The following is a 21,492-nucleotide window of genomic DNA, read 5'->3' on the forward strand; positions in this document are numbered from 1 at the left end:
TTAATTCTCACCTATAATTCCTTTGCTTCTTTTATTAGTTTATCTAAAAAAGTTAAAGCTTCTATAGGAGATAATGAATTTATATCAATTTTCATTATCTCATCTATATATTCATCTCTCTTGATATCTTCAAGATTAACTTGTGAATTTTCCATTAAATCATCTAAAATATTAAATTCATTGTCTTCATTTTTAGACTCAATATTTTGCAAGATATTTTTTGCTCTATCTGTTAAACTTTTAGGTAGTCCTGCTAATCTAGCTACTTCTATACCATAACTTTTATCAGTTTTTCCTGAAATAATTTTTCTTAAGAAAATTATTTCTCCTTTATATTCTTCTATCTGAACTTGTAAATTAATTATATTATCTAATTTGTTTTCTAGTTCTGTCAATTCATGATAGTGAGTAGCAAAAAGTGTTTTTGCCTTAATTTTTTTGCTAATATATTCAAGTATAGCCCAAGCTATGCTTAATCCATCAAATGTACTAGTGCCTCTGCCTACCTCGTCTAATATTAATAAACTATCTTTTGTTGCATTTGTAATTATATTGCTAACTTCATTCATCTCTACCATAAATGTACTCTCACCTTTATAAAGATTATCTGAAGCACCTATCCTAGTGAATATTTTGTCTACTATAGCAATATTTGCCGTATCTGCTGGAACAAACGAACCAATTTGAGACATAATACTAAGAATAGCAACTTGTCTTAAATAAGTTGATTTACCACTCATATTTGGACCTGTAATTATTTGAATATCATTATACCCACTTCCAATATTTGTATTATTAGCTATAAAATTATTTTTCCCAATACTATTTTCTACAACAGGATGTCTGCCATTAACTATATCTATTATTCCAATATTATTTATATTAGGCTTAATATAATTATTTTCATATGCTACTTTAGCCAATGAATTGAATACATCAATATAAGCTATTACATTTGAAGTTTTCTTTATCCTATCTACATTTTTCAAAATATGTTCTCTAATATCGTTAAAGATTTCATGTTCTTTAATTGAAATTTCACTTTCGGAACTCATAATCATATTTTGTATTTCTTCTAATTCATCTGTTGTAAATCTTTCAGAGTTAGTTAAAGTTTGTTTTCTTATATAATAATCTGGTACATGTTTTAAATTACCATTAGTTACATCTATAAAATATCCCAATTTTTTATTAAATACTATTTTTAAGTTTTTTATATTATTTTTTTCTTTTTCAGATATTTCATAATCGACTAATCTTTTTTTACCTATTATTTTATTATTTCTAATAATATCTAATTCTTCATTGAAACCTGTTTTAATTAAATTTCCTTCCGTAATAGTTATAGGTGGCTCATCTATAATGGAATCATCTATTAGATTATAAATATCTTCCAAACTGTCTAATGATTTAGATAAATTTATTAATGTTTCATCTTCAGATTCTAAGAAATCATTAACAATATTAGGAATTTTAGAAATAGAAACTTTTAATGCTAATAAATCTCTACCATTTGCTCTACCAAATGAAAGTTTTCCTATTATTCTATCTAAATCATAAACTTCTTTAAGCGATTTAGTTAGCAGTTCTTGTAGAATACGACTATTGTAGATTTTTTCAATTATATTTTGCCTTGAAATAATCTCATCTTTGTTCATAAGTGGCATCTCTAAAAAATTATGAAGCAACCTTGAACCCATAGATGTATTTGTTTTATTTAAGACTCCAAATAAGGATCCTTTTTTACTTCCACTAAACAAATTTTTTTGTATTTCTAAATTTATAATAGTATGAGAGTCAATGTTTAAAAACTTATCTATTTCATAATACTTTAAAGATTGTAAATGTTTTAAATTTTCATTTTGATAATTATAAATATAGTTTAATATACTACCTATTGCACAAATATTCGCTTCATTATTGTATTCAAAATCAGCAATTTTCACATTCAATTTATCTTCTACTATTTTTTTTGCATCTTCAACAGAGATTAAATCAACAATTGTAAATACAAACTTTCCACCGTTAGAAATATCACTTATTAAATTATCATTAAATATTTTGTTTTCGTTAATTATAATTTCAGAAGGATTAATTCTACTAATTTCATTTTCGATTTTTTTAATAACATCATCTGTATTAGAAAATCTTATCTCTGTAAAGTTTATTTCACCTTCTAAAATATCACAATATGAAATTCCTATAGTTTTGCCATTTATATAAATAGACATTAGATAATTGTTATCACCTATTTCTGAATATGAATCCTCTATTATAGTTCCAGGTGTAACTATCCTTATAATATCTCTTTTCACCAATCCATTTGCAACCTTAGGATCTTCTAATTGTTCACATATAGCTACTTTAAATCCTTTAGAAACAAGTTTTGAAATATACATATCAGCTACATGATATGGAACTCCACACATAGGACATTTTTCTCCACCACCACAATCCCTCTGAGTCAAAACTATTTCTAACTCCCTAGAGGCTGTTATAGCATCTTCAAAAAACATTTCGTAGAAATCACCTAATCTAAAAAACAAAATACAATCTTTATTATTGTTTTTTACTTCTAAATATTGTTGTATCATCGGAGTATAGTTACTCATATAATCACCTATACCATTTCTCCATTTAATGAAAATGAATTATGATTTGTTATTTTTACATTTACAATAGTTCCTATTAGGTTTTTATTGCCCTTGAAATGTACTAACTTAAATCCTTCTGTTCTACCAGTTAAATATTCTTCATTATTTTTACTTGGTCCTTCAACTAAAACTTTTTCAACTTTACCTATATATTTACTATTATTTTCATAAAAAATTTCATACATAGTTTCCAATAGTTTTTCAAACCTTACTTGTGCAACATTCTTATCTACTTGGTTTTCCATTACAGCTGCTTTTGTTCCTTCTCTTTTACTATATAAAAAAGTAAAACCTTGATCATATTTTACCTTTTTTACCACCTTAAGAGTTTCTTCAAAATCTTCTTCTGTTTCACCAGGAAAACCTACAATTATGTCAGTTGACAATGTTATATTAGGAATTTTTTCCTTAAGTTTTTCTACAAGTAATAAATAATCTTCTTGAGTATACTTTCTATTCATAGATTTTAAAATAGAGTTACTCCCAGCTTGAAATGGTAAATGTAAATTATTGCAAACTTTATCACATTCAGCCATTGCATTTATTAAATCATCTGATAAATCTTTAGGATGACTTGTTAAAAATCTTATTCTTTCTATTCCATCTACCGCGTTTATCATTCTTAATAAATCTGGAAAAGGCACTGGCTTTTCTAAGGTTTTCCCATAGGAATTTACATTTTGTCCTAATAATGTAATTTCTTTATATCCTTTATTAGCCAAGTCTTTTATCTCTGCTAATATACTTTCCGGTGTCCTACTATCTTCTCTACCTCTAGCATATGGAACTATACAGTAAGTGCAAAAATTATTGCATCCTGTCATTATGTTTATATATCCAATAAAAGGATGTAATCTTTTCATATCTATTTGATTGTCAATTAAATCTCTTTCTTCAATGTCAATTACAGTATTTCCCGTGGATAAATGTCTATTTATTAAAGTAGGTAGACTAGAAATATTTTTAGTACCAAATATTATATCTACATGTCTATATTTTTTTTGGATTACTTCTCTAGCTTCACCTGTTTGCATCATACAACCGCATACTGCAATTATCATATCTGGATTTTCTTTTTTTAAAGGTTTAAGTGATCCTAGTTGACCGTATACTTTTAACTCAGCATTTTCTCTAACTAAACAAGTATTGTATATTATAAAATCAGTATCATTAATTTCATTTGTAGATACATATCCTAAATTTTCTAATATATATGCTATTTTTTCAGAGTCATGTTCATTCATCTGACAACCATATGTTACTATGGTATATTTTTTTATTTTATTATTCATTTCCATATATAATAAATCCCCTTTAATCGCAATTTCATTAATTAAGTACAACTTTCATTGTATCATAATTTATAATGCTAAAAAAGTATCTCCTACTAAAAATATATGGATTAAAAAAACACGAATTTATTTAAATTCATGTTTTTTAAGAGAATTTATTAAATACTTCCCTAATGTATTCTTTTACTTTAATTGTAGCTTCTTTTTGTGATATTAATTTTTTCTGAACTTTTAATAAATAACTTTCGTATATGCATATTATTATATCATCTGCCATATATGCTTCTTCTTTTTTTATAATTCCATTTTTAACACATGAATCCATTAGTATTTTTGATCTAGTATTTAAAGAATAAGACAATAACATATTTTTGATAATTTCATCATCTATTTTTATATTTAAAGGAAAAATACTGTAATATTCTTCTGTATATTGTTCCATAGTCTTTTTTAAATCAGCAAAAAATAGATAATAATATATATTAGGCATTTTAAAAGAATGATCAATATAGCAATCCCATATTCTTAAGTAAATATCCTTACTATTATCTACACCTTTAACATATAATGGTATATCATCTATATACACATTTAAATATGTCATTGCTGAAAAAAATTTCAGATGATTTAAATCATCAAAATATTTATATAAAGTAGCACTATTATATCCTGCTAGCATAGCTACTTTTCTAATAGTAATATTTTGTATACTTTCTTCTTGGATTATCTTTTTAGCTGCATCTATAAAATAATTTATCATTCTTTTTTTTTGTATTACTTTATTACTCTCAGAAATTGAATTTATGTCCATAATTACCTCTTAATCTCCATATATAGTTTATATTATATTTTACCAACAAAAAACAAACTAGACAAATTAAACTAGTTTGTTTTTTTATTAATTATATTAAGTTTATTTTCCGCTATTAAAAGATAGTAGGTTCTTCTATTTCTACAGTTAATGAGTCTAATGCTCTTTTTACTCTATCATATCTCAATCCATGTTGTTCTTCTTCTGGTGTAGATGGGTCTCCTAATGGATAAGGAATAGAAATAGTAGGTACTATTTTATTTACACCCACGGTTTGTGCTACAGGTACTAAGTTACACATTTGGACTACAGGTATTCCTGCTTTTTCAATCTCTTTTACCATTGTTGCTCCGCAACGTGTACAAGTGCCTCACGTAGAAGTCATTATTACTCCATCTACTGAATCTTCTTGTAATTTTATTATTATCTCTTTTGCCATTCTAGCAGCTTCTGCTTGTGTAGTCCCTGTTCCAACAGTTGAATAGAAATATGAGTGAAGTTTTCCAAATATTCCATTTTTATTCATTTCTTTAAGAACATCTATAGGAACAACTCTGTTTGGATCATTGTCAGCTGCTTCTGGATCGTAGCCTGCATGAATAGTTTTGAACACTCCGCTATCTAGTCTATCTACATTTGAAATGTCGTATGCACCCCATCTTGTGGCAGAAGCTGATTGTATTCTATCAGGATTATCAACAGGAACTATTCCACCACTTGTTACAATAGCTATATTAGCTGTTTTTAAATCTTTAATAGGAGTGGCCATTGGAATTTCTTCCCTAGATTCAATTACAAGTTCTGTTTGATATGGTTGATTATTTAACTTTTTAATTAACATATCAACACCTCTTTTAGCAGCAGTTACTGGTTCTTTCAACCAAACTTGTTTTCTTATTCCTCTTGAGAAATATCCTTCTTCTTCTGCTGGATTTGTTTCTTCACCTTTAAATATTTTATTTAGGTATTCTGACATAGGTTTAATATCATTTCTCATAGAAGCTGCAGAATTTCCGCCTTTAAAAATAACAATATCTTCTTTAAACATTTCTACTCCAGGATTTTCTACATGCATAGATGTTACTACCGGAATATCAAATTTTTCTTTTACCGCTTTTGCTATATTTCCGCAAGCTATTCCATATCTTCCTGCTTGAAATGCTGGCCCTGCAATAAATGCATCAAATTCTATTCCATTAAGAAGATTGAATATTTCTTCAATTGCTTCTTCTGTATTACTTCCAAAGTAATTATCTCCACATACTATTGTATATGCTATTTCTGCATCTAACTTATCTTTGAATGCAGTTCCAGGTCCTACAGCTCCTTTTCTGATTTCAGGTTTAATGTCTGCTAGCTCTTCTCCACCTATTCCTGCAAAAAATTGATTTATATAATGAACAACTTTTTTCATAATAACCTCCTAAAATTCCTTAACTGTTTTAACAGACCAACCACTAATTCCATCACCACAAAACATAGCATTATTTTCTAATATAATGGAGCCGTCTTCTCTAACAGAAGGTCCTAGTTTTTCATCACCTTCCCAACCACCAGATAAACCATCTCTACCTAAAGCTGCTAATTCTCCATAAACTGTTTTACAAGCTGGTAACTCAATTAAATCTGAAACATTACCTGTTGAAACTAAAGCTGTTGCTTTTTCATTTAAAACAACAAGTGGTTGTGATTTTCCATCCCTACCAGTACACTCATTACTAATACCTACAGTTTTTACTCCAACATCTTCTAATGCAACAATACATCTAACGTAATCAACATCAGGATTTCCATAACCTTCTTCTGTTACTATTGCACCATCTGCCCCTAATGATTTAGCTATGTTAGCTACAAATATAGCCGACCTTTCTTTTTGTTCTAATGATACATTAAGATTAGACAAAATAATTCCTAAAAAGTTTATTTCTTTTCCATGTCTTGAATATAACTCTTTTATAGTATCGAAGTTTTGCATATCATATGTAGCCCATTTTGAAGATGAAGGCATAAAACTGCCAGATATTAATGCACCATCTAGTATTTCATTAGGATTAATAAATGTTGGTACATAATGGTTCATATCCCACCCATAAATCAAATCGTTATAACCCATCGTTTCCATTTGAGATTGTGGTTGCATTACTAAAACTACTGAAGGCAATTTATTAATATTTTCACTTCTTTTTGTTACACCTTCAAACTTATAAATTTCTTTATCTTCTGGCTCTAATTCTACAACGGCTTTTCCTATATACTCAGCTAGTCTATGAGTTGCCCATCTAATAGCATGATTTTTCTTTTGTTGTTCAAATCTTTCTTCTTCTTCGTCAGTATTAGCGATTAGTACAATATTTATCAAATTTCCAAATCTAGTATATTTTTGTCCTTCTCCGGACATATCTACTACTCCATCACCAAAACTACCATAATGTTCTCCAACTCCAAGTACACTAACTCCCTTAAGAGCATGAACCACGCCTTCCCCTGTTGGTGCCAAGTCACCTGTAACACCAGGGAACAAAGCTCTTCCATCTGGACGAATTCTTGGTTCTACAGCCTCTTTTACTGGAACTATTCGAATATCTTCACCAGGTCTTGCTATTTCAATATTTAAAGAAATTATGTGTGAATCTTCTAGTACATAGTTCATCGCCTCTTGTCGGTTTATCATTAATCTTCCATCTGAATATTTTGTTTCATCACCAAAATCTACTTCTTTAACATAAAAATTTCCAATTTCTAATTTTTTCATAAAATCCTCCTATCAACTAAATTTTGACTGTTCTTTTCTTTTGTCTTCTAATTTTTTTAATCTTTCCATTTCAATTATATAAGGATCCTTATCCAATGCTTTCTTTAATGCATACATTGTAAAAAACATTATAAATATAAATGGAAAGCCAGCAACTACAGATATTGTCTGTAACATTTGTAAACCATTTTTACTACCTACCATTAACGCTAATGTTAAGCCTGCCATTAAAATTCCCCATATTGTCATCTTAGATTTGCTCGGATTTAATTTCCCTTGGTCTGTCAACATTCCTAAAACAAATGTTGCAGAATTTGCAGATGTTATAAAAAATGTAAATAGTAAAATAATAGTAACTAAAGATAAGTAAAACCCCAATGGTATTTCAGCCATAACTATAAAAAATGCTGTTGTAGTATTTTTAGCTGCTTCAGTTAATATGGATACATCCATAGAAAAATCGATTCCACCAAATATCGCGAACCAGATAAAAGATAATATAGCTGGAACTAAAGTTACACCAGCAACAAATTCTTTTATGGTTCTTCCTTTGGAAATTCGTGCAATAAACACTCCTACAAAAGGTGCCCATGAAATAAACCAAGCCCAATAAAATATAGTCCATGCGCTGTACCAAGATTTTCCTTCAAATCCACCAATTTCCATAGCACTAGATAAAAATCTTTGCAAATATAATCCAGTAGTTTCAACAAAATTGTTCAAAATACCTACTGTTGGTCCAAAAACAAAAGATCCGATTAATAAAACTCCAACAAATATCATATTTATATTTGATATTAATGATATCCCTTTATCAATTCCAGCTACAGCCGTTATAGTATAAATAAAAGTTATTGATATGACAATTATTAATTGAACTTTCGTATTTTCTGGAATTCCAAATAAATAATTAAGTCCACTATTTATTTGATATGTACCAAGTCCTAGAGATGTAGCCATTCCACCAGCAGTAGCAAATACAGCTAAAATATCTATTATTTTACCTACACCTCCATTAGCTCTTTTTTCGCCCAATAAAGGTATAAATATGCTACTAACTTGAGCTGGCTTTTTCATCCTAAATTGCATATACGCTAGTCCTAGACCCATAATACAATAATTTGCCCACGGATGTAGTCCCCAGTGTAAAAACGATTTCTCCATAGCGAATTTTTGAGCAGCAACAGTTGCAGCTTCTGCTCCTACTGGAGCAAGGTAATGACTTAATGGTTCTGCTATTCCCCAAAATACCAATCCTATTCCCATTCCTGCAGAAAATAACATTGCAAACCATGTAATAGTTTTATATTCTGGTGTAGAATCATCTGGTCCTAGTTTTATATTTTTATATTTACTAAAAAAACCCAACCATATGGCAAATGCCAAGAAAATATTCATAGCTACTACATATAACCAACTAAAGTTGCCTGTTAAAAAAGTAAAAGTAGCATTTGCAACATTTTCAAAATTTGATGGTAAAGCTATTCCCCAAACTACTATAGCAAGAACTATTAACATTGACACTATAAAAATCGTCTCCTTCTTCAATTTCGATTTTAATTTCATTTTTTCCTCCTTTCTAGATTATGATTATATAGTAATCATGATTACTATATTTTTATTATAACACATCTTTTAAATCTTAAAAACAGTTGAAAGTTTAATTTGTTCAAATGTAAAATGTGTTATCTATTTTTTATTCTTTTGAAGTATTTTTCAGGAATATCTTCTCTATACCTTACAATATCTATTATCCATTCTTTTTTTATTTCCCAAATATTAGCTTGAATATATATATCTTTACTATTTTCAATTTCGAAAATCCTGTACCAGCTATCAATAATTTTTTGTTGTTCAATTAAGTTATCTGTGGAATTAAAGACTGTATATTCATTTTTTATTCCTTTTCTTTTCAAATTAAAAATATAATTATCAAAATCCTTGTCGTCCAAAGGTATATAACGTAAATTCAAAACAAAATCCCATTTACTTCCATCAAATAGAATTATTTCATCATCTGGAACATCTAATATGTATATTATTTCATTTTCAATTGGTATCATACAATTTCTAGGAGTTATACTGCACCAAATTGGATATTCAACATCCGTTGGTTTTTTTACTTTTTTACTTGCTTCTATAACAAACCAATCATAACATCTTAAAAATATATTAGAAATATCTTCAAAATGTTCTTCTATATAAAATTTCTTATTAATAAACCTTTTATTTGAATTTAATATTTCCAAGGATTTAATATTTTGGCAAGTATATATAATCATTTTTAACCTCCCTAATCTTGATTATTTTATAATCGTATTTATTCTATACCACCTTTAATACTTTCTAATCAAGAATCTAAAATAATATTCATATATAAAAAAAGACAACCAATTAAGTCGCCTTTTTTTATATATGAATATTAAGTTTTAATTTATAAAACCTTTCTTATTAGATTCCAAGGTTTTATTGGATAATCTATCTTAGTTTTAAAAATTTCTCTAGCTCGTGGAACAACTTCAACTTCTTCATCTTTATCATTAATCATACTACCCATTTCAAACTCAAAAAATTCTTTTTCTGGTCCAAATACTTCTAGCTTATCTCCTTTAAAAATTCTATTTCTTTGTTCTATTGTAGCTATTTTTGTATTCTCATCATAGTCTAAAACTATTCCTACAAAATCATACTTTCTTATATATGAACTACTTTCATATAATTGATCTTCTTCAGTTGGTTTATTATAAAAGAATCCTTTTGTGAAATCTCTATGACTAGATTTTTTTATTTCATTCAGTAAATACTCAGCTAATTCTTTAGTATAAGTACCATTATAATAGGCATCTATCGCCAAGCGATAACTTCTAATTACTGTAGCAACATAGTACTGAGTCTTTACTCTACCTTCTATTTTTAAACTATCTACTCCAGACTTTATTAAATCGTCTAATGAGTCCATCATGCATAAATCTTTAGAGTTATAAATAAAAGTTCCTTGCTCAGTTTCTTCTATTGGATAATACTCTCCTGGTCTTTTTTCTTCTACTAAGTTATATTTCCATCTACAAGCCTGTGCGCAATCTCCTCTATTTGCATCTCTTCCAGTCATATAATTACTTAATAAGCATCTTCCAGAATATGAAATACACATTGCTCCATGAACAAACACCTCTAAATCTACATTTGGTACATTTTCTTTTATTTGAGATATTTCTTTCAAAGACAATTCTCTAGCAAGAACAATTCTTTTTACCCCCATATCTCCCCAAAATTTTACAGTTTGATAATTTGTAACAGATGCTTGTGTAGATAAATGTACTTCTATATCTTTATTTACAGACCTAATTACTGAGTATATTCCCGGGTCAGAAACTATTAATGCATCAACATTTATAGTACTTAAAAAGTTAACATAATCTTCTAATCCTACTAAATCATCATTATGAGGTATTATATTTAAAGTAACATATATTTTTTTACCTTTACTATGTGCAAACTCGACGCCTTCTTTAAGTTGTTTCTCATCAAAATTTTTAGAAGCTTTTCTCATTCCAAAAGCTTCTCCTGCTAAATATACAGCATCTGCACCATACATTATAGCTATTTTTAATTTTTCTAAATCTCCTGCTGGAGCTAATAATTCTACTTTATTCAAAAATATCCCCCTGTTTTTGTAGTATATCTTATAATATTATACTACAAAAAATGAATGATATAGTTGATTTATATCATTCATTTTAAGATTAATCATTATTACTTAACTCTTTAGCAATTTCAACAATCCAATCCTCTTGTCCTCCTACTGCTTCACGTTTACCAAGCTCTAATATAATATCTCTATAATCTACATTAAATCTTTTAGCCGCTCGCCTAGCATGTAACATAAAGCTAGAATAAACTCCTGAATATCCTAACATCATAGAGTCTAAAAGTAATGGTAAATTAACACCGTGTTCTTTTAATATAGGATTCAGTATATATGAACTAGCATCCATAGTTTTAAATAAATCTGTATTATGTGTATATCCTGTTTTATTTAAAACTGCTATTAACATTTCTGTTGCAGTATTTCCAGCTCCAGCTCCGAGTCCTCCTAAAGATCCATCTATATAAGTTGCACCTGACTTTAATGCTGCTAAAGAATTTCCAATTGCCAATCCTAAGTTATTATGAGAATGGAATCCAATAGGAATATTCAAATTTTTTACAAGCAAGCTAATCTTTTCTTCCACTTCATTTGAAACCATAGCTCCTGCCGAATCAGTAACATAAACTACATCTGCACCATAGGATTCCATTTTTTTAGCTTCAAATAATATCCTTTCAGCTGAAGCTCTATGAGCCATCATTAAAAATCCTACTACAAAATACCCCATTTTTTTAGCTTCAATAATATGTTGTTGAGAAATATCCGCTTCTGTTACATGGGTTGCTATTCTTACAACCTCAACACCTACATCTTTAGCTTTTTTTAAATCTTTAACTGTTCCAATCCCTGGAAGCAATAAAGTCGCAAGTTTCGCATTTTTTATAACAGATTTTGAAGCTTCCAACATTTCAAAATCATTATATTTTGAAAAACCATAATTAACTGTTGAACCTGTTAATCCATCGCCATGACCTACCTCAATGATATCTATACCAGCATCATCAAGACTTTTACAAATTTTTTTTATTTCTTCTAATGTAAAATTATGTTTTACACTATGACTTCCATCTCTTAATGTTGTATCTGTAATAATTATTTTTGGCATATTACACCTCAAGTAGTTTTTTAGCCTTTTCTTCTGCTATTTTTATTGCAGCGGCATTTATAATATCAAGATTACCAGAATGAACTGGTAAAAAATCACCTAATCCTTCTACTTCTAATATCATTACCACTATATCATCATTTAAATCTTTTAGTGTTGGTTCCATTTTAAATCTTACTCCTGGAACATATTCTTGCATTTTATCCAAACATTTATTTGTGGATTCGATAATCTTATCCATATCTAAATTTCTTACTTTAGTGTATATGGTATTGCTCATATAAATAGGAGGTTCTGCAGGATTTAATATAATTATAACTTTAGCTTCATCTGCACCGCCTATTGTTATTAATGCATTTCTAGTAGTTTCTGTAAATTCATCTATATTAGCTCTTGTCCCTGCGCCAGCACTATCAGAACTTAAAGATGATACTATTTCTGCATAATAAACATCAGCAACTTCATTAATAGCTGAAACCATAGGTGTGGTTGCTTGTCCAGCACAGGTAACTAAATTTACCTCTTTTTCAGTTAGCATATTATTATCTAGATTAACTGCTGGAACACAATATGGAGCTACTGAAGCAGGAGTTAAATCTAAAACAAACATACCTACATCTTGTAATTTCTTGTAAGCAGACAAATGAGCTTTTGCTGATGTTGCATCGAAAACTATTTTAATCTTTCCTTTATAATTTTCTATTAAATAATCTACTCCAAGCGGAGAGGCATCTATTCCCAATTTTCTTGCATGCTCTAAACCCTTTGATTCTCTAATATTAACAACACACACAAGTTCTAGGTACTTACTCCTTCCTATTTTTATCATTAAGTCCTGTCCAATATTTCCAGGACCAATGATTCCCACTTTTATTTTATCCATATATTTCTCCTATATTAAATAAATTCTATTTCGATTTTTCCAAATTCATGGTAATCACAAATAAATTTATCTCCTTTAAAAGCTGGAACTGCACCTGTAATCGCTCCAGATAATATCACATCACCTTTATTAAATCTTACACCATATTTACCTAGAGTTTTAGCTAACCATACAACGGCATTAACTGGATCTCCTTGGACTTCTGTTGCATATCCATTATTTATAAATTCATTATTTTTATACATAGATAATTGAACTTTTTTTAGATCAACTTTTTTAGGATCTATTTTTATATCTGATACTATATATTGTCCACAAGAAGCATTGTCTGAAATAGTATCAACAATTGTTACTTTCCAATTTTTTATTCTACTTGCTACTATCTCTATTGCAGGAGAAACATAATCTGTAGCTTCTATTATTCTCTCATAAGTAATATTGTCGCCAATATTTTCTTTTAAAACAAATACTAATTCTCCTTCAACTTTTGGTTGTAATATACTATCAGTATCAATAATATTATTTTTTACTTCCATATCATTATACAAAATTCCAAAATCTGGCTGATTTACACCAATGGCTTCTTGCATACCTTTTGAAGTTAAACCAATTTTTTTTCCGGTAACAACTTTTCCTTTTTTTAATTCTTTTTCATGATTTATTAATTGTATTTTATAGGCATCATCTATAGTCAAATCTTTATGTCTATTGCTAATTGGATCAATTTGATATAAATTATTTGCGGCATCATACAATTTATCTGCTATTTTACTTAATTTATCCATATTATTTCTCCTAATTTACATTAAATTAGAAAAATATAGAAGTTACCATTACAGTAACTTCCACATTTTAATTATCTTATTTTCCTATAAAATATTTTACTAATTTTGCAAAGTCATCTGCTCTTTCAATTTGTGTCCAATGTCCACAATGTCCAAATATGTGTAATTCTGCATTATCTATTAATTTTATTAATTTAAATGCATTATCTACAGGTATAACTTTATCTTCGCGACCATGAACAATCATAGTATCATTTTTAACAGTTTTTATTTGTTCATCCGTAAAAGACATATCATCTACTGAGTTTTGTCTTGGTTCTGGGAACATTGAACTAAACGCCTCTTGAAAACCAGGTTCAGTACTCGCTCTATATCTTGTTTCTGCTAATTCTTCAGTAGCATATTCTTGGTTATAACAGAAAAGTTCTATAAGTTTTAACATATTTTTTTTAGAAGGCTGATATCCCCATACTTCATTTAAACCATAAGAAATATCAAACTCTACTCCCATTGGACCCATCATCACTAATTTTCTAACTCTTTCAGGATAATTAATTACCATTGATAAAGCTAAAGATCCTCCGAAAGAATTACCAACAAAATCAGCTTTTTCTATCTTTAAAGCATCCATGAAATCAACTATTTGTTGAGTCCAAAGTTTCATTCCATATTTAACATCTGTTGGTTTATCTGAATATCCAAACCCTAACATATCTGGTGCATAACAATGTCCTACTTCAGATATTTTCGGTAAAACTAATCTCCAGTTAGCATAGGCTGAAACCCCTGGACCAGATCCATGTATGAAAATTATCGGAAATCCTTCTCCAACTTCTAAATAATTAGTTGTAAATTTACCTGTAACTATACTTTTTCCAATTTCTGGTCTACTCAATTTAACTCCTCCTCGATAACTTTCTTCTAGCTATAAACTGATAAAAATCTATCATTTAATGCTTTATCATAGTAGAATATTCCTGCTCCTGCATGATCAGCATCCCAAATCCTAACTGGATGGTCTGGGAAAAATTCATAGCCACCTGCAAAAGTTTCGTTTCTATTTCCTGAAGGATCAAAGAAATAAATTGTTTGACCTCTAGTAATACCATGTCTCATTGGTCCTGCATCTATCTTGATTTCATATCTTGCCATTATATCAGCTGCATGCCCAACTGCATGCCAATCTTCTAAGTGGAATGAAATATGATGTAATACATTTGGTTCTGGAAAATCTAATACTGCTAAGTCATGTCCCCTAGTATTTGCTGATAACCAAGTGCATAAGTGATTTTCACCATCTTCTTTTAATAATATCTCTGTAATAGCCAAACCTAAAACCTCAGTTAGCCACTTAACAGTAGTTGCTTGATCTGGTCCATATAATAAAGCATGGTCAAAACAAGTTGGTGCCATACCCTTTGGCTCTTTTTTCCATATATAAGGATTTCTTATCATTGGATAATCTTCTGCCAGTTCAACTTCATTATATATCCCTATTTTATGTCCTGTTGGAACAGTAAAAGTGTGTATTTCACCATATCCAGGTTGATCACTCATAATTTCATAATCAAATCCATATTCAGATTTTGTCTTTTCTATTATTTTATTTACTGTTTTTTCATTGTCCGCTTTAAAAGCTATAAAATCTATTCCCGCTGTATCTGCTTTATGTAATACAAGAGAATGATGATCAAATTCATCATAAGTTTTTAACATTATTCTATCTTCATCAATATTTCCTACAATATCTAATCCTATCCTATCCCTATAATGCACTAACGATTCATCAAAATCTAAAACTTTAATTTGAACTAAACCAACTCTTAAAATACCTGTAACTGCCATTTTTCTCCTCCTTTAGATAAAAAATCACTTTCTGCCTACAAATTCTATATCCATATCTGATTTTGGGTATGTTCTACAAGCTAGAGAATAACCTTTTCCTATATCTTTCAAAGATATATACTTGATACTCATTTTGCCTAAATCATATTTACCTGATATGATTTTTATCTTGCACACACCACAACCTCCACCTCTACACCCTACTATTGGATGTTTATTGTTAACTCTATGCATGGAATCAGATAAAGATTCTCCATTAATACATGAAAATTGAAAATTTTCGTTTACTATTTTTATAGTATACATTATATTCCGATCTCTTTCTTAGTCTTGTATTATAATATAATATTTCGTTCTCTTTTTATTATAATGCGTTATCTTATCTTCATTATATTTTCAATACCCTATATTGTCAAGATTTATTATAAATAATATTTACTCATACTATCTTTTATTTCTAATAAATCTTCTATAATACTTTTTTTAAGCTTTTCATTAATTCTGAATTTAGGCACAGAGATACTAATAGAATATTCTTCTTTTTCAGTTTTAAATGCTATGGCAATACAAAATAAATCATATTGAGCTTCTTCGTCATCTAAACTATAACCTTGCTTCCTTATTTTTTCAATTTCTTCTATTAATTTGAATTTATTAGTTATTGTATTTTTTGTAAAAGTTTCTAAACCAAAAAAATCTGCATATTCCATAACCTGAATATTATCTCTCAATGAAAGTATAGCTTTTCCTACCCCTGTACAATGTAGTGGCATTTTGGCACCTATCTTAGTAAATACAGATATTGACTGAGTTCCATCTAATTTATCTATGTATACAACAGAATTATCAGTTCCGACAACTAAATGTACGGTTTCTCCATATTTTTTGCTTAATTTTTCAAGATAAGGTTTTATTACATCTAATATTGGCATACTATGTGCGGACCGACTAGATAACGAATAAAATTTGTAGGATAGCAAATACTTACTATCCCTCTTAGATTTAACTATATACCCTAATGATTCCAATGTTTTAATTAATCCAAAAACTGTACTTTTATTTATATCTAAGTCTCTAGATATTTCTGATATACCAGCACTATTTTTAGCAGAAATATACTCCAGAATTTTAAAAGCTCTATCCACAGATTGTATAAAAACACTTCCCATTTTCTCACTCCTTAAATATATAACCTACAGAAATTAATGTTTTCTGTAGGTTATAGACATTCCATCATCTATAGGTATAATTGATGTGCAAAGTTTTTCGTCATTCATTAATAATTCTATATATTGATCTAATCTTTTTACAATTGTTATTTTTCTATGTCTATTTTTCTTATATTCTTCAGTTGCTACCATACCTTTAAATAAGATATTATCTGAGATTAATATACCATCAATATCTAACTTATCTATGGACTTCTCAAAATAATTAATATATTGACCTTTTGCTGCATCCATAAATATTAAATCATATTTTTCCTCTAATAAATCTAAAACATCATTTGCATCACCCAAAATACAATGTATATCTTTATTAAATCCAATTTTTTCTACATTTTCTTTTGCTTTCAAAAAATTTTCTTCATTTATTTCTATAGTAGTAATTTTAGAATTTTCATTAGCAAGTTTCATAACTATTGCAGAATATCCTATAGCTGTTCCAATTTCCAATATTTTTTTAGGTTTTTTAATTCTAACTATTACATCTAAAAAATTTCTAACTTCAGGTTCAATAATAGGTATTTTATTATTAAAAGCATATTTTTCCATTTCCAATAAATCATTATTATTTGTTTTAGAAATAGTTCTTATATACTTTTCAACATTTTCTTCTACTATCATTAATCTAATTTAATAGCATTCTCTATAGCATCATATACAGATTTTAGTTCTACAGAAAAAGTTGCTTCTGCTGCCATGAATTTTGCTACTTCTGGATTCATCATAATAATATTTTGTAAATTTTCAAGTTTCTTTATTTCATCTTCGGATTCTTTACCTTTACTTACATAATTTATCTGATATTCCATTACCTTTTTTCTAAAATCATCTATTATATCTTTGTTTTTTTCATTTTTATATACTGAATTATATAATTCTCTATATTCTACATACTCATTTGAATTAGCTAATAATTGCCCTAATTCTTCTGCTTTAGATACTAAATCCATATTTCCTCCTTATTAAACTTCAATAATTATTGGTAGTATCATAGGATTTCTTTTTATCTCTTCGTATACAAATTTTCTTAGACTATCTCTTATATTATTCTTAATTGTAGACCAACCTTTTATTCTAGATTTACTGCATAAATCTAATGTTTTTTCTACAACATGCTTTGCTTCTTCCATTAAATCAGCATTTTCTTTTACATAAACAAAGCCTCTAGATATTATGTCCGGACCTGATATTAATTCTCCATTATCTTTGTTTATAGTAACCACCACAACTATAAGTCCATCCTCTGATAAATGTTTCCTATCTCTTAATACGATATTACCTACATCACCTATACCTAATCCATCCACTAATATATTTCCTGCATAATCTGTTTTTACCAATTTTCCAGTTCTTTTAGTGAATTCATAAGTATTTCCATTTCTTCCTATAAAAATATTTTCTTTTGGTGTCCCTAAACTTTCAGCAAGTTCAGCATGTTTTATTAAATGTCTATATTCACCATGTATAGGTATAAAATATTTAGGTTTAACAAGAGTATGAATTAATTTTAATTCCTCTTGACAAGCATGTCCTGAAACGTGTACATCTGCCAATGAATGATAAATTAAATTAACACCTAGCTCTGTTAGCTTATTAATGATTGAAAATACTGTTTTTTCATTTCCTGGAATAGGAGATGCTGATAAAATTACAGTATCTTCTGGAACTAAATGCACTTGCCTATGCTCTCCAAAAGCCATTCTTGTTAATGCACTCATAGGTTCACCTTGGCTTCCGGTTGTAAGTAGAACAATTTTATTTCCATCATATTTATTAATATCTTTTAAATCTATAAAGGTGTCACTTTTAACATCCAAATAATTTAATTCTCTAGCAACAGTTATTATATTAACCATAGATCGACCTGAAAGAGCAACTTTTCTTCCAAAATGTTCAGCTGCATGAATTACTTGTTGTATTCTATGGACATTTGAAGCAAATGTTGCCACTATTATTCTAGATTCAGCTTTTGAAAATAAATCTATAAACGTTTCTCCTACAGATTTTTCACTTAAAGTGTAACCTGGTCTTTCTACATTAGTACTTTCCGCAAGCAAAGCAAGTACACCTTTTTTTCCTAATTCAGCAAACCTTGTTAAGTCCATAACATCACCATCTATTGGAGTATAATCAATCTTGAAATCTCCTGTAAATATTAAGACACCTAGTGGTGTAGTTATAGAAAAGCTAACAGAATCTGGGATACTATGACTGGCTTGAATAAATTCAACATCAAAAACACCTAATTTTATAGATTTACCTTTTTCTACAACATGTAAGTTTTTTTTGCTTAGCTTGTGTTCATTTAATTTATTTTTAATTAAACCTATTGTTAATTTTGTACCATATATTGGTATGTTCATCTTTTTTAAAATATAAGGAATAGCTCCTATATGATCCTCATGTCCATGTGTCACAACTAAACCTTTTATTTTCTGCACATTTTTTTCCAAATAAGTAATATCTGGAATTACTATATCTATTCCAGGCATGTCTTCATCAGGGAAAGTTAACCCACAATCTACTATTATAATTTCGTCATTATATTCGACAACAGTCATATTTTTCCCAATTTCAGATACTCCACCCAATGGAATTATTTTTAATTTATTTTGTTTTTTTGCCATTAAACACTCCTATTATTTTTTTGACAATCGGAGCATAACCCATAGAATTTTAGTTCATGATCATCTATTTTAAAATCATATGTTTTCTCTATATTTTCTTCAATATTTTCTAAAAGATCATCTTTAACTTCAATAACTTTATTGCAAGATGTACATACTAAATGATGATGATGATGTTTTTCGCCATCGTTTACTATCTCATAACGATATCTATTATCATCGAAATCTAATTTGTACACTAATCTCAATTCTTCAAAAAGTAATAATGTCCTATATACTGTAGCTATTCCGATGTCTTTGTCCTTTTTGCTTACAATTTCATGTAATTCTTCAGGACTTAAATGTGATTCCTCATTTTCAATTAAAGTATTAAAAATTATTTCTCTTTGCTTGGTTACTTTATAACCATTCTTAATTAATAATTCTTTTAATTTACCTAAATCCATGACCCCTCCTTGTCTATTGCATATTTTCTTTTTTCAACTGTTCATATACTTCAACAGCATCATTTAATTCTTTTTCATCTTCTATTCCTTCAAAAATTATCTCACCATTTGAGCCATTTTTTATTTTTAATATATAAGTCATTTGATTATGCTCACTTATGGGTAACATAACTGCATAATTATCGTCATCCATACCAAAAGTATCAAGTAATTCAAACTTTTGAAGATTTCCCGAATCATCATAAAGCTCTATTATATCCATTGCCTACCTCCTTATACTATCCAAATAGGTTTGTAGAATATATGTTGATGCTACCATGTCTATAACCTTTTTACGTTTATTTCTCCTCATATTTCCTTCTATTAATATCCTTTCAGCAGATACTGTTGATAATCTCTCATCTTGATATATTACTTCAATTTCTGTTCTGGATTTTAGCTTATTAGTAAAAGAAATAACTTTTTCTCCTTGAAGGCCTATTGAATTATTCATATTTTTAGGAATACCAACTATAATTTTAACTATATTGTTATCTTTTATAATATCCAAAAGCTCGTTTATATCTTTTTTTTCACTAACTCTTTTAATAGTTTTTAGCCCTTGAGCTGTAATAAAAAACGGATCACTAATAGCAACACCTATAGTCTTGTCCCCAACATCCAACCCCATGTATCTTTCCATTAAACCACCTTTTTATAGAAGTATTTACTAACTAAATTACAATATCCCTAAAATAGATATCTTGCATGTTAAATATTAACTATGATTTACAATTTGCAAATTATACTTGTTTAGAGAATTTACATGTATACTGTAATTTATTCAATACTTCTATTAATAATCTTAGTTTTCTAAATATATTTTCAATAAAATAATATTTACTATCTTTATTAAATTATACCAAGTATAAAATTAATAAATAACCTTAAAATCAATTATATTTTAACAATATGCCATATAACTTGTAATTATTATTCTTAATTAAATTTTGATAATTTTTTATTTAATCACAAATATTAGTAGAAATGAAAATTCATTTCTACTAATATTTTATAAATAATATGTTAAATAATTTTTTTATTAATTGGTAAATAGTATATTATTAAAAATAATTATAATTATTTTTTTTAAGTCTAGTATAAATTACTTTATATTGTTTTCTTTTAAATAAAATTCTAATAATTCTTCTAATAAGTCATCTCTATCGACTTGTCTTATAATATTTCTTGCATTTCCATAACTTGTTATATAAGTTGGATCATCTGAAAGAATATACCCTATAATTTGATTTACTGGCTTATATCCCTTTTCTGATAATAGTTTATACACAGAATCCAAAATTTCTTTTACTGATTTAGATTCATCTTTTTGAGGTTCAAACATCATTGTCTTATTTATATTTTCTTTTTCTTGCAT

The 21,492-nt window shown here is 28.2% G+C and carries 22 protein-coding genes; all 22 read right to left on the reverse strand.

Annotated elements, in window-relative coordinates:
- Positions 1-11: 11 nt before the first annotated feature.
- Positions 12-2,612, reverse strand: a complete 2,601-nt coding sequence (gene mutS, locus CS899_RS01575) for a DNA mismatch repair protein MutS (RefSeq protein ID WP_099203210.1) — start codon at positions 2,610-2,612, stop codon at positions 12-14.
- Between the two features lie 8 nt (positions 2,613-2,620).
- Positions 2,621-3,946 (reverse strand): tRNA (N6-isopentenyl adenosine(37)-C2)-methylthiotransferase MiaB, encoded by a 1,326-nt coding sequence (gene miaB / locus CS899_RS01580; RefSeq protein WP_099203679.1) that lies wholly within the window; start codon positions 3,944-3,946, stop codon positions 2,621-2,623.
- 145 nt (positions 3,947-4,091) lie between these two features.
- A complete protein-coding gene (locus CS899_RS01585; protein WP_099203211.1) occupies positions 4,092-4,757 on the reverse strand; it encodes a TetR/AcrR family transcriptional regulator in 666 nt (221 codons plus the stop codon).
- 115 nt (positions 4,758-4,872) lie between these two features.
- Positions 4,873-6,171 (reverse strand): glycine/betaine/sarcosine/D-proline family reductase selenoprotein B, encoded by a 1,299-nt coding sequence (locus tag CS899_RS01590; RefSeq protein WP_099203212.1) that lies wholly within the window; start codon positions 6,169-6,171, stop codon positions 4,873-4,875.
- Positions 6,172-6,180: 9 nt separating this feature from the next.
- On the reverse strand, positions 6,181-7,509 hold the full coding sequence (locus CS899_RS01595; RefSeq protein ID WP_099203213.1) for a glycine/sarcosine/betaine reductase component B subunit: 1,329 nt from the start codon (positions 7,507-7,509) through the stop codon (positions 6,181-6,183).
- A 12-nt stretch (positions 7,510-7,521) separates the two neighbouring features.
- Positions 7,522-9,075 (reverse strand): BCCT family transporter, encoded by a 1,554-nt coding sequence (locus tag CS899_RS01600; protein WP_099203214.1) that lies wholly within the window; start codon positions 9,073-9,075, stop codon positions 7,522-7,524.
- Between the two features lie 119 nt (positions 9,076-9,194).
- Positions 9,195-9,791, reverse strand: a complete 597-nt coding sequence (locus tag CS899_RS01605; protein ID WP_099203215.1) for a DUF3841 domain-containing protein — start codon at positions 9,789-9,791, stop codon at positions 9,195-9,197.
- A gap of 152 nt (positions 9,792-9,943) precedes the next feature.
- The gene (locus tag CS899_RS01610; protein WP_099203216.1) at positions 9,944-11,164 is read right to left on the reverse strand and encodes a peptidase U32 family protein; all 1,221 of its coding nucleotides are present in this window, start codon (positions 11,162-11,164) and stop codon (positions 9,944-9,946) included.
- Between the two features lie 88 nt (positions 11,165-11,252).
- Positions 11,253-12,263 (reverse strand): 4-hydroxy-2-oxovalerate aldolase, encoded by a 1,011-nt coding sequence (gene dmpG, locus CS899_RS01615; RefSeq protein ID WP_099203217.1) that lies wholly within the window; start codon positions 12,261-12,263, stop codon positions 11,253-11,255.
- Between the two features lies 1 nt (position 12,264).
- Positions 12,265-13,146: an acetaldehyde dehydrogenase (acetylating) gene (locus tag CS899_RS01620; RefSeq protein ID WP_099203218.1), complete on the reverse strand. Its 882-nt coding sequence runs from the start codon at positions 13,144-13,146 to the stop codon at positions 12,265-12,267.
- A gap of 14 nt (positions 13,147-13,160) precedes the next feature.
- Positions 13,161-13,931 carry a 2-keto-4-pentenoate hydratase gene (locus CS899_RS01625; protein WP_099203219.1) on the reverse strand — a complete coding sequence of 257 codons (771 nt, stop codon included), beginning with the start codon at positions 13,929-13,931 and terminating at the stop codon, positions 13,161-13,163.
- A 76-nt stretch (positions 13,932-14,007) separates the two neighbouring features.
- Positions 14,008-14,826, reverse strand: a complete 819-nt coding sequence (locus CS899_RS01630) for an alpha/beta fold hydrolase (protein ID WP_099203220.1) — start codon at positions 14,824-14,826, stop codon at positions 14,008-14,010.
- Between the two features lie 26 nt (positions 14,827-14,852).
- Positions 14,853-15,776: a catechol 2,3-dioxygenase gene (locus tag CS899_RS01635; protein WP_099203221.1), complete on the reverse strand. Its 924-nt coding sequence runs from the start codon at positions 15,774-15,776 to the stop codon at positions 14,853-14,855.
- A gap of 24 nt (positions 15,777-15,800) precedes the next feature.
- Positions 15,801-16,082, reverse strand: coding sequence for a 2Fe-2S iron-sulfur cluster-binding protein (locus CS899_RS01640; RefSeq protein WP_099203222.1), 282 nt, complete (start codon positions 16,080-16,082; stop codon positions 15,801-15,803).
- Between the two features lie 116 nt (positions 16,083-16,198).
- Complete coding sequence (locus CS899_RS01645; RefSeq protein ID WP_099203223.1) at positions 16,199-16,945, reverse strand: IclR family transcriptional regulator; 747 nt, start codon at positions 16,943-16,945, stop codon at positions 16,199-16,201.
- A gap of 33 nt (positions 16,946-16,978) precedes the next feature.
- Positions 16,979-17,623 carry an O-methyltransferase gene (locus CS899_RS01650; protein WP_099203224.1) on the reverse strand — a complete coding sequence of 215 codons (645 nt, stop codon included), beginning with the start codon at positions 17,621-17,623 and terminating at the stop codon, positions 16,979-16,981.
- Positions 17,623-17,952: a YlbF/YmcA family competence regulator gene (locus CS899_RS01655; RefSeq protein ID WP_099203225.1), complete on the reverse strand. Its 330-nt coding sequence runs from the start codon at positions 17,950-17,952 to the stop codon at positions 17,623-17,625. Before CS899_RS01655 ends, CS899_RS01650 begins: the two co-directional genes overlap by 1 nt.
- Positions 17,953-17,964: 12 nt before the next feature.
- Complete coding sequence (locus CS899_RS01660; protein WP_099203226.1) at positions 17,965-19,629, reverse strand: ribonuclease J; 1,665 nt, start codon at positions 19,627-19,629, stop codon at positions 17,965-17,967.
- Entirely contained in the window at positions 19,629-20,075 is a 447-nt protein-coding gene (locus tag CS899_RS01665; protein ID WP_099203227.1) for a Fur family transcriptional regulator, read from the reverse strand. Before CS899_RS01665 ends, CS899_RS01660 begins: the two co-directional genes overlap by 1 nt.
- Positions 20,076-20,088: 13 nt before the next feature.
- Positions 20,089-20,337, reverse strand: coding sequence for a DUF1292 domain-containing protein (locus tag CS899_RS01670; RefSeq protein ID WP_099203228.1), 249 nt, complete (start codon positions 20,335-20,337; stop codon positions 20,089-20,091).
- Positions 20,338-20,340: 3 nt separating this feature from the next.
- Positions 20,341-20,757, reverse strand: coding sequence for a Holliday junction resolvase RuvX (gene ruvX, locus CS899_RS01675; RefSeq protein ID WP_099203229.1), 417 nt, complete (start codon positions 20,755-20,757; stop codon positions 20,341-20,343).
- Positions 20,758-21,219: 462 nt separating this feature from the next.
- On the reverse strand, positions 21,220-21,492 hold the full coding sequence (locus tag CS899_RS01680) for an IreB family regulatory phosphoprotein (protein ID WP_099203230.1): 273 nt from the start codon (positions 21,490-21,492) through the stop codon (positions 21,220-21,222).

Source organism: Miniphocaeibacter massiliensis (assembly GCF_900232905.1).
Classification (GTDB): Bacteria; Bacillota; Clostridia; order Tissierellales; family Peptoniphilaceae; genus Miniphocaeibacter; species Miniphocaeibacter massiliensis.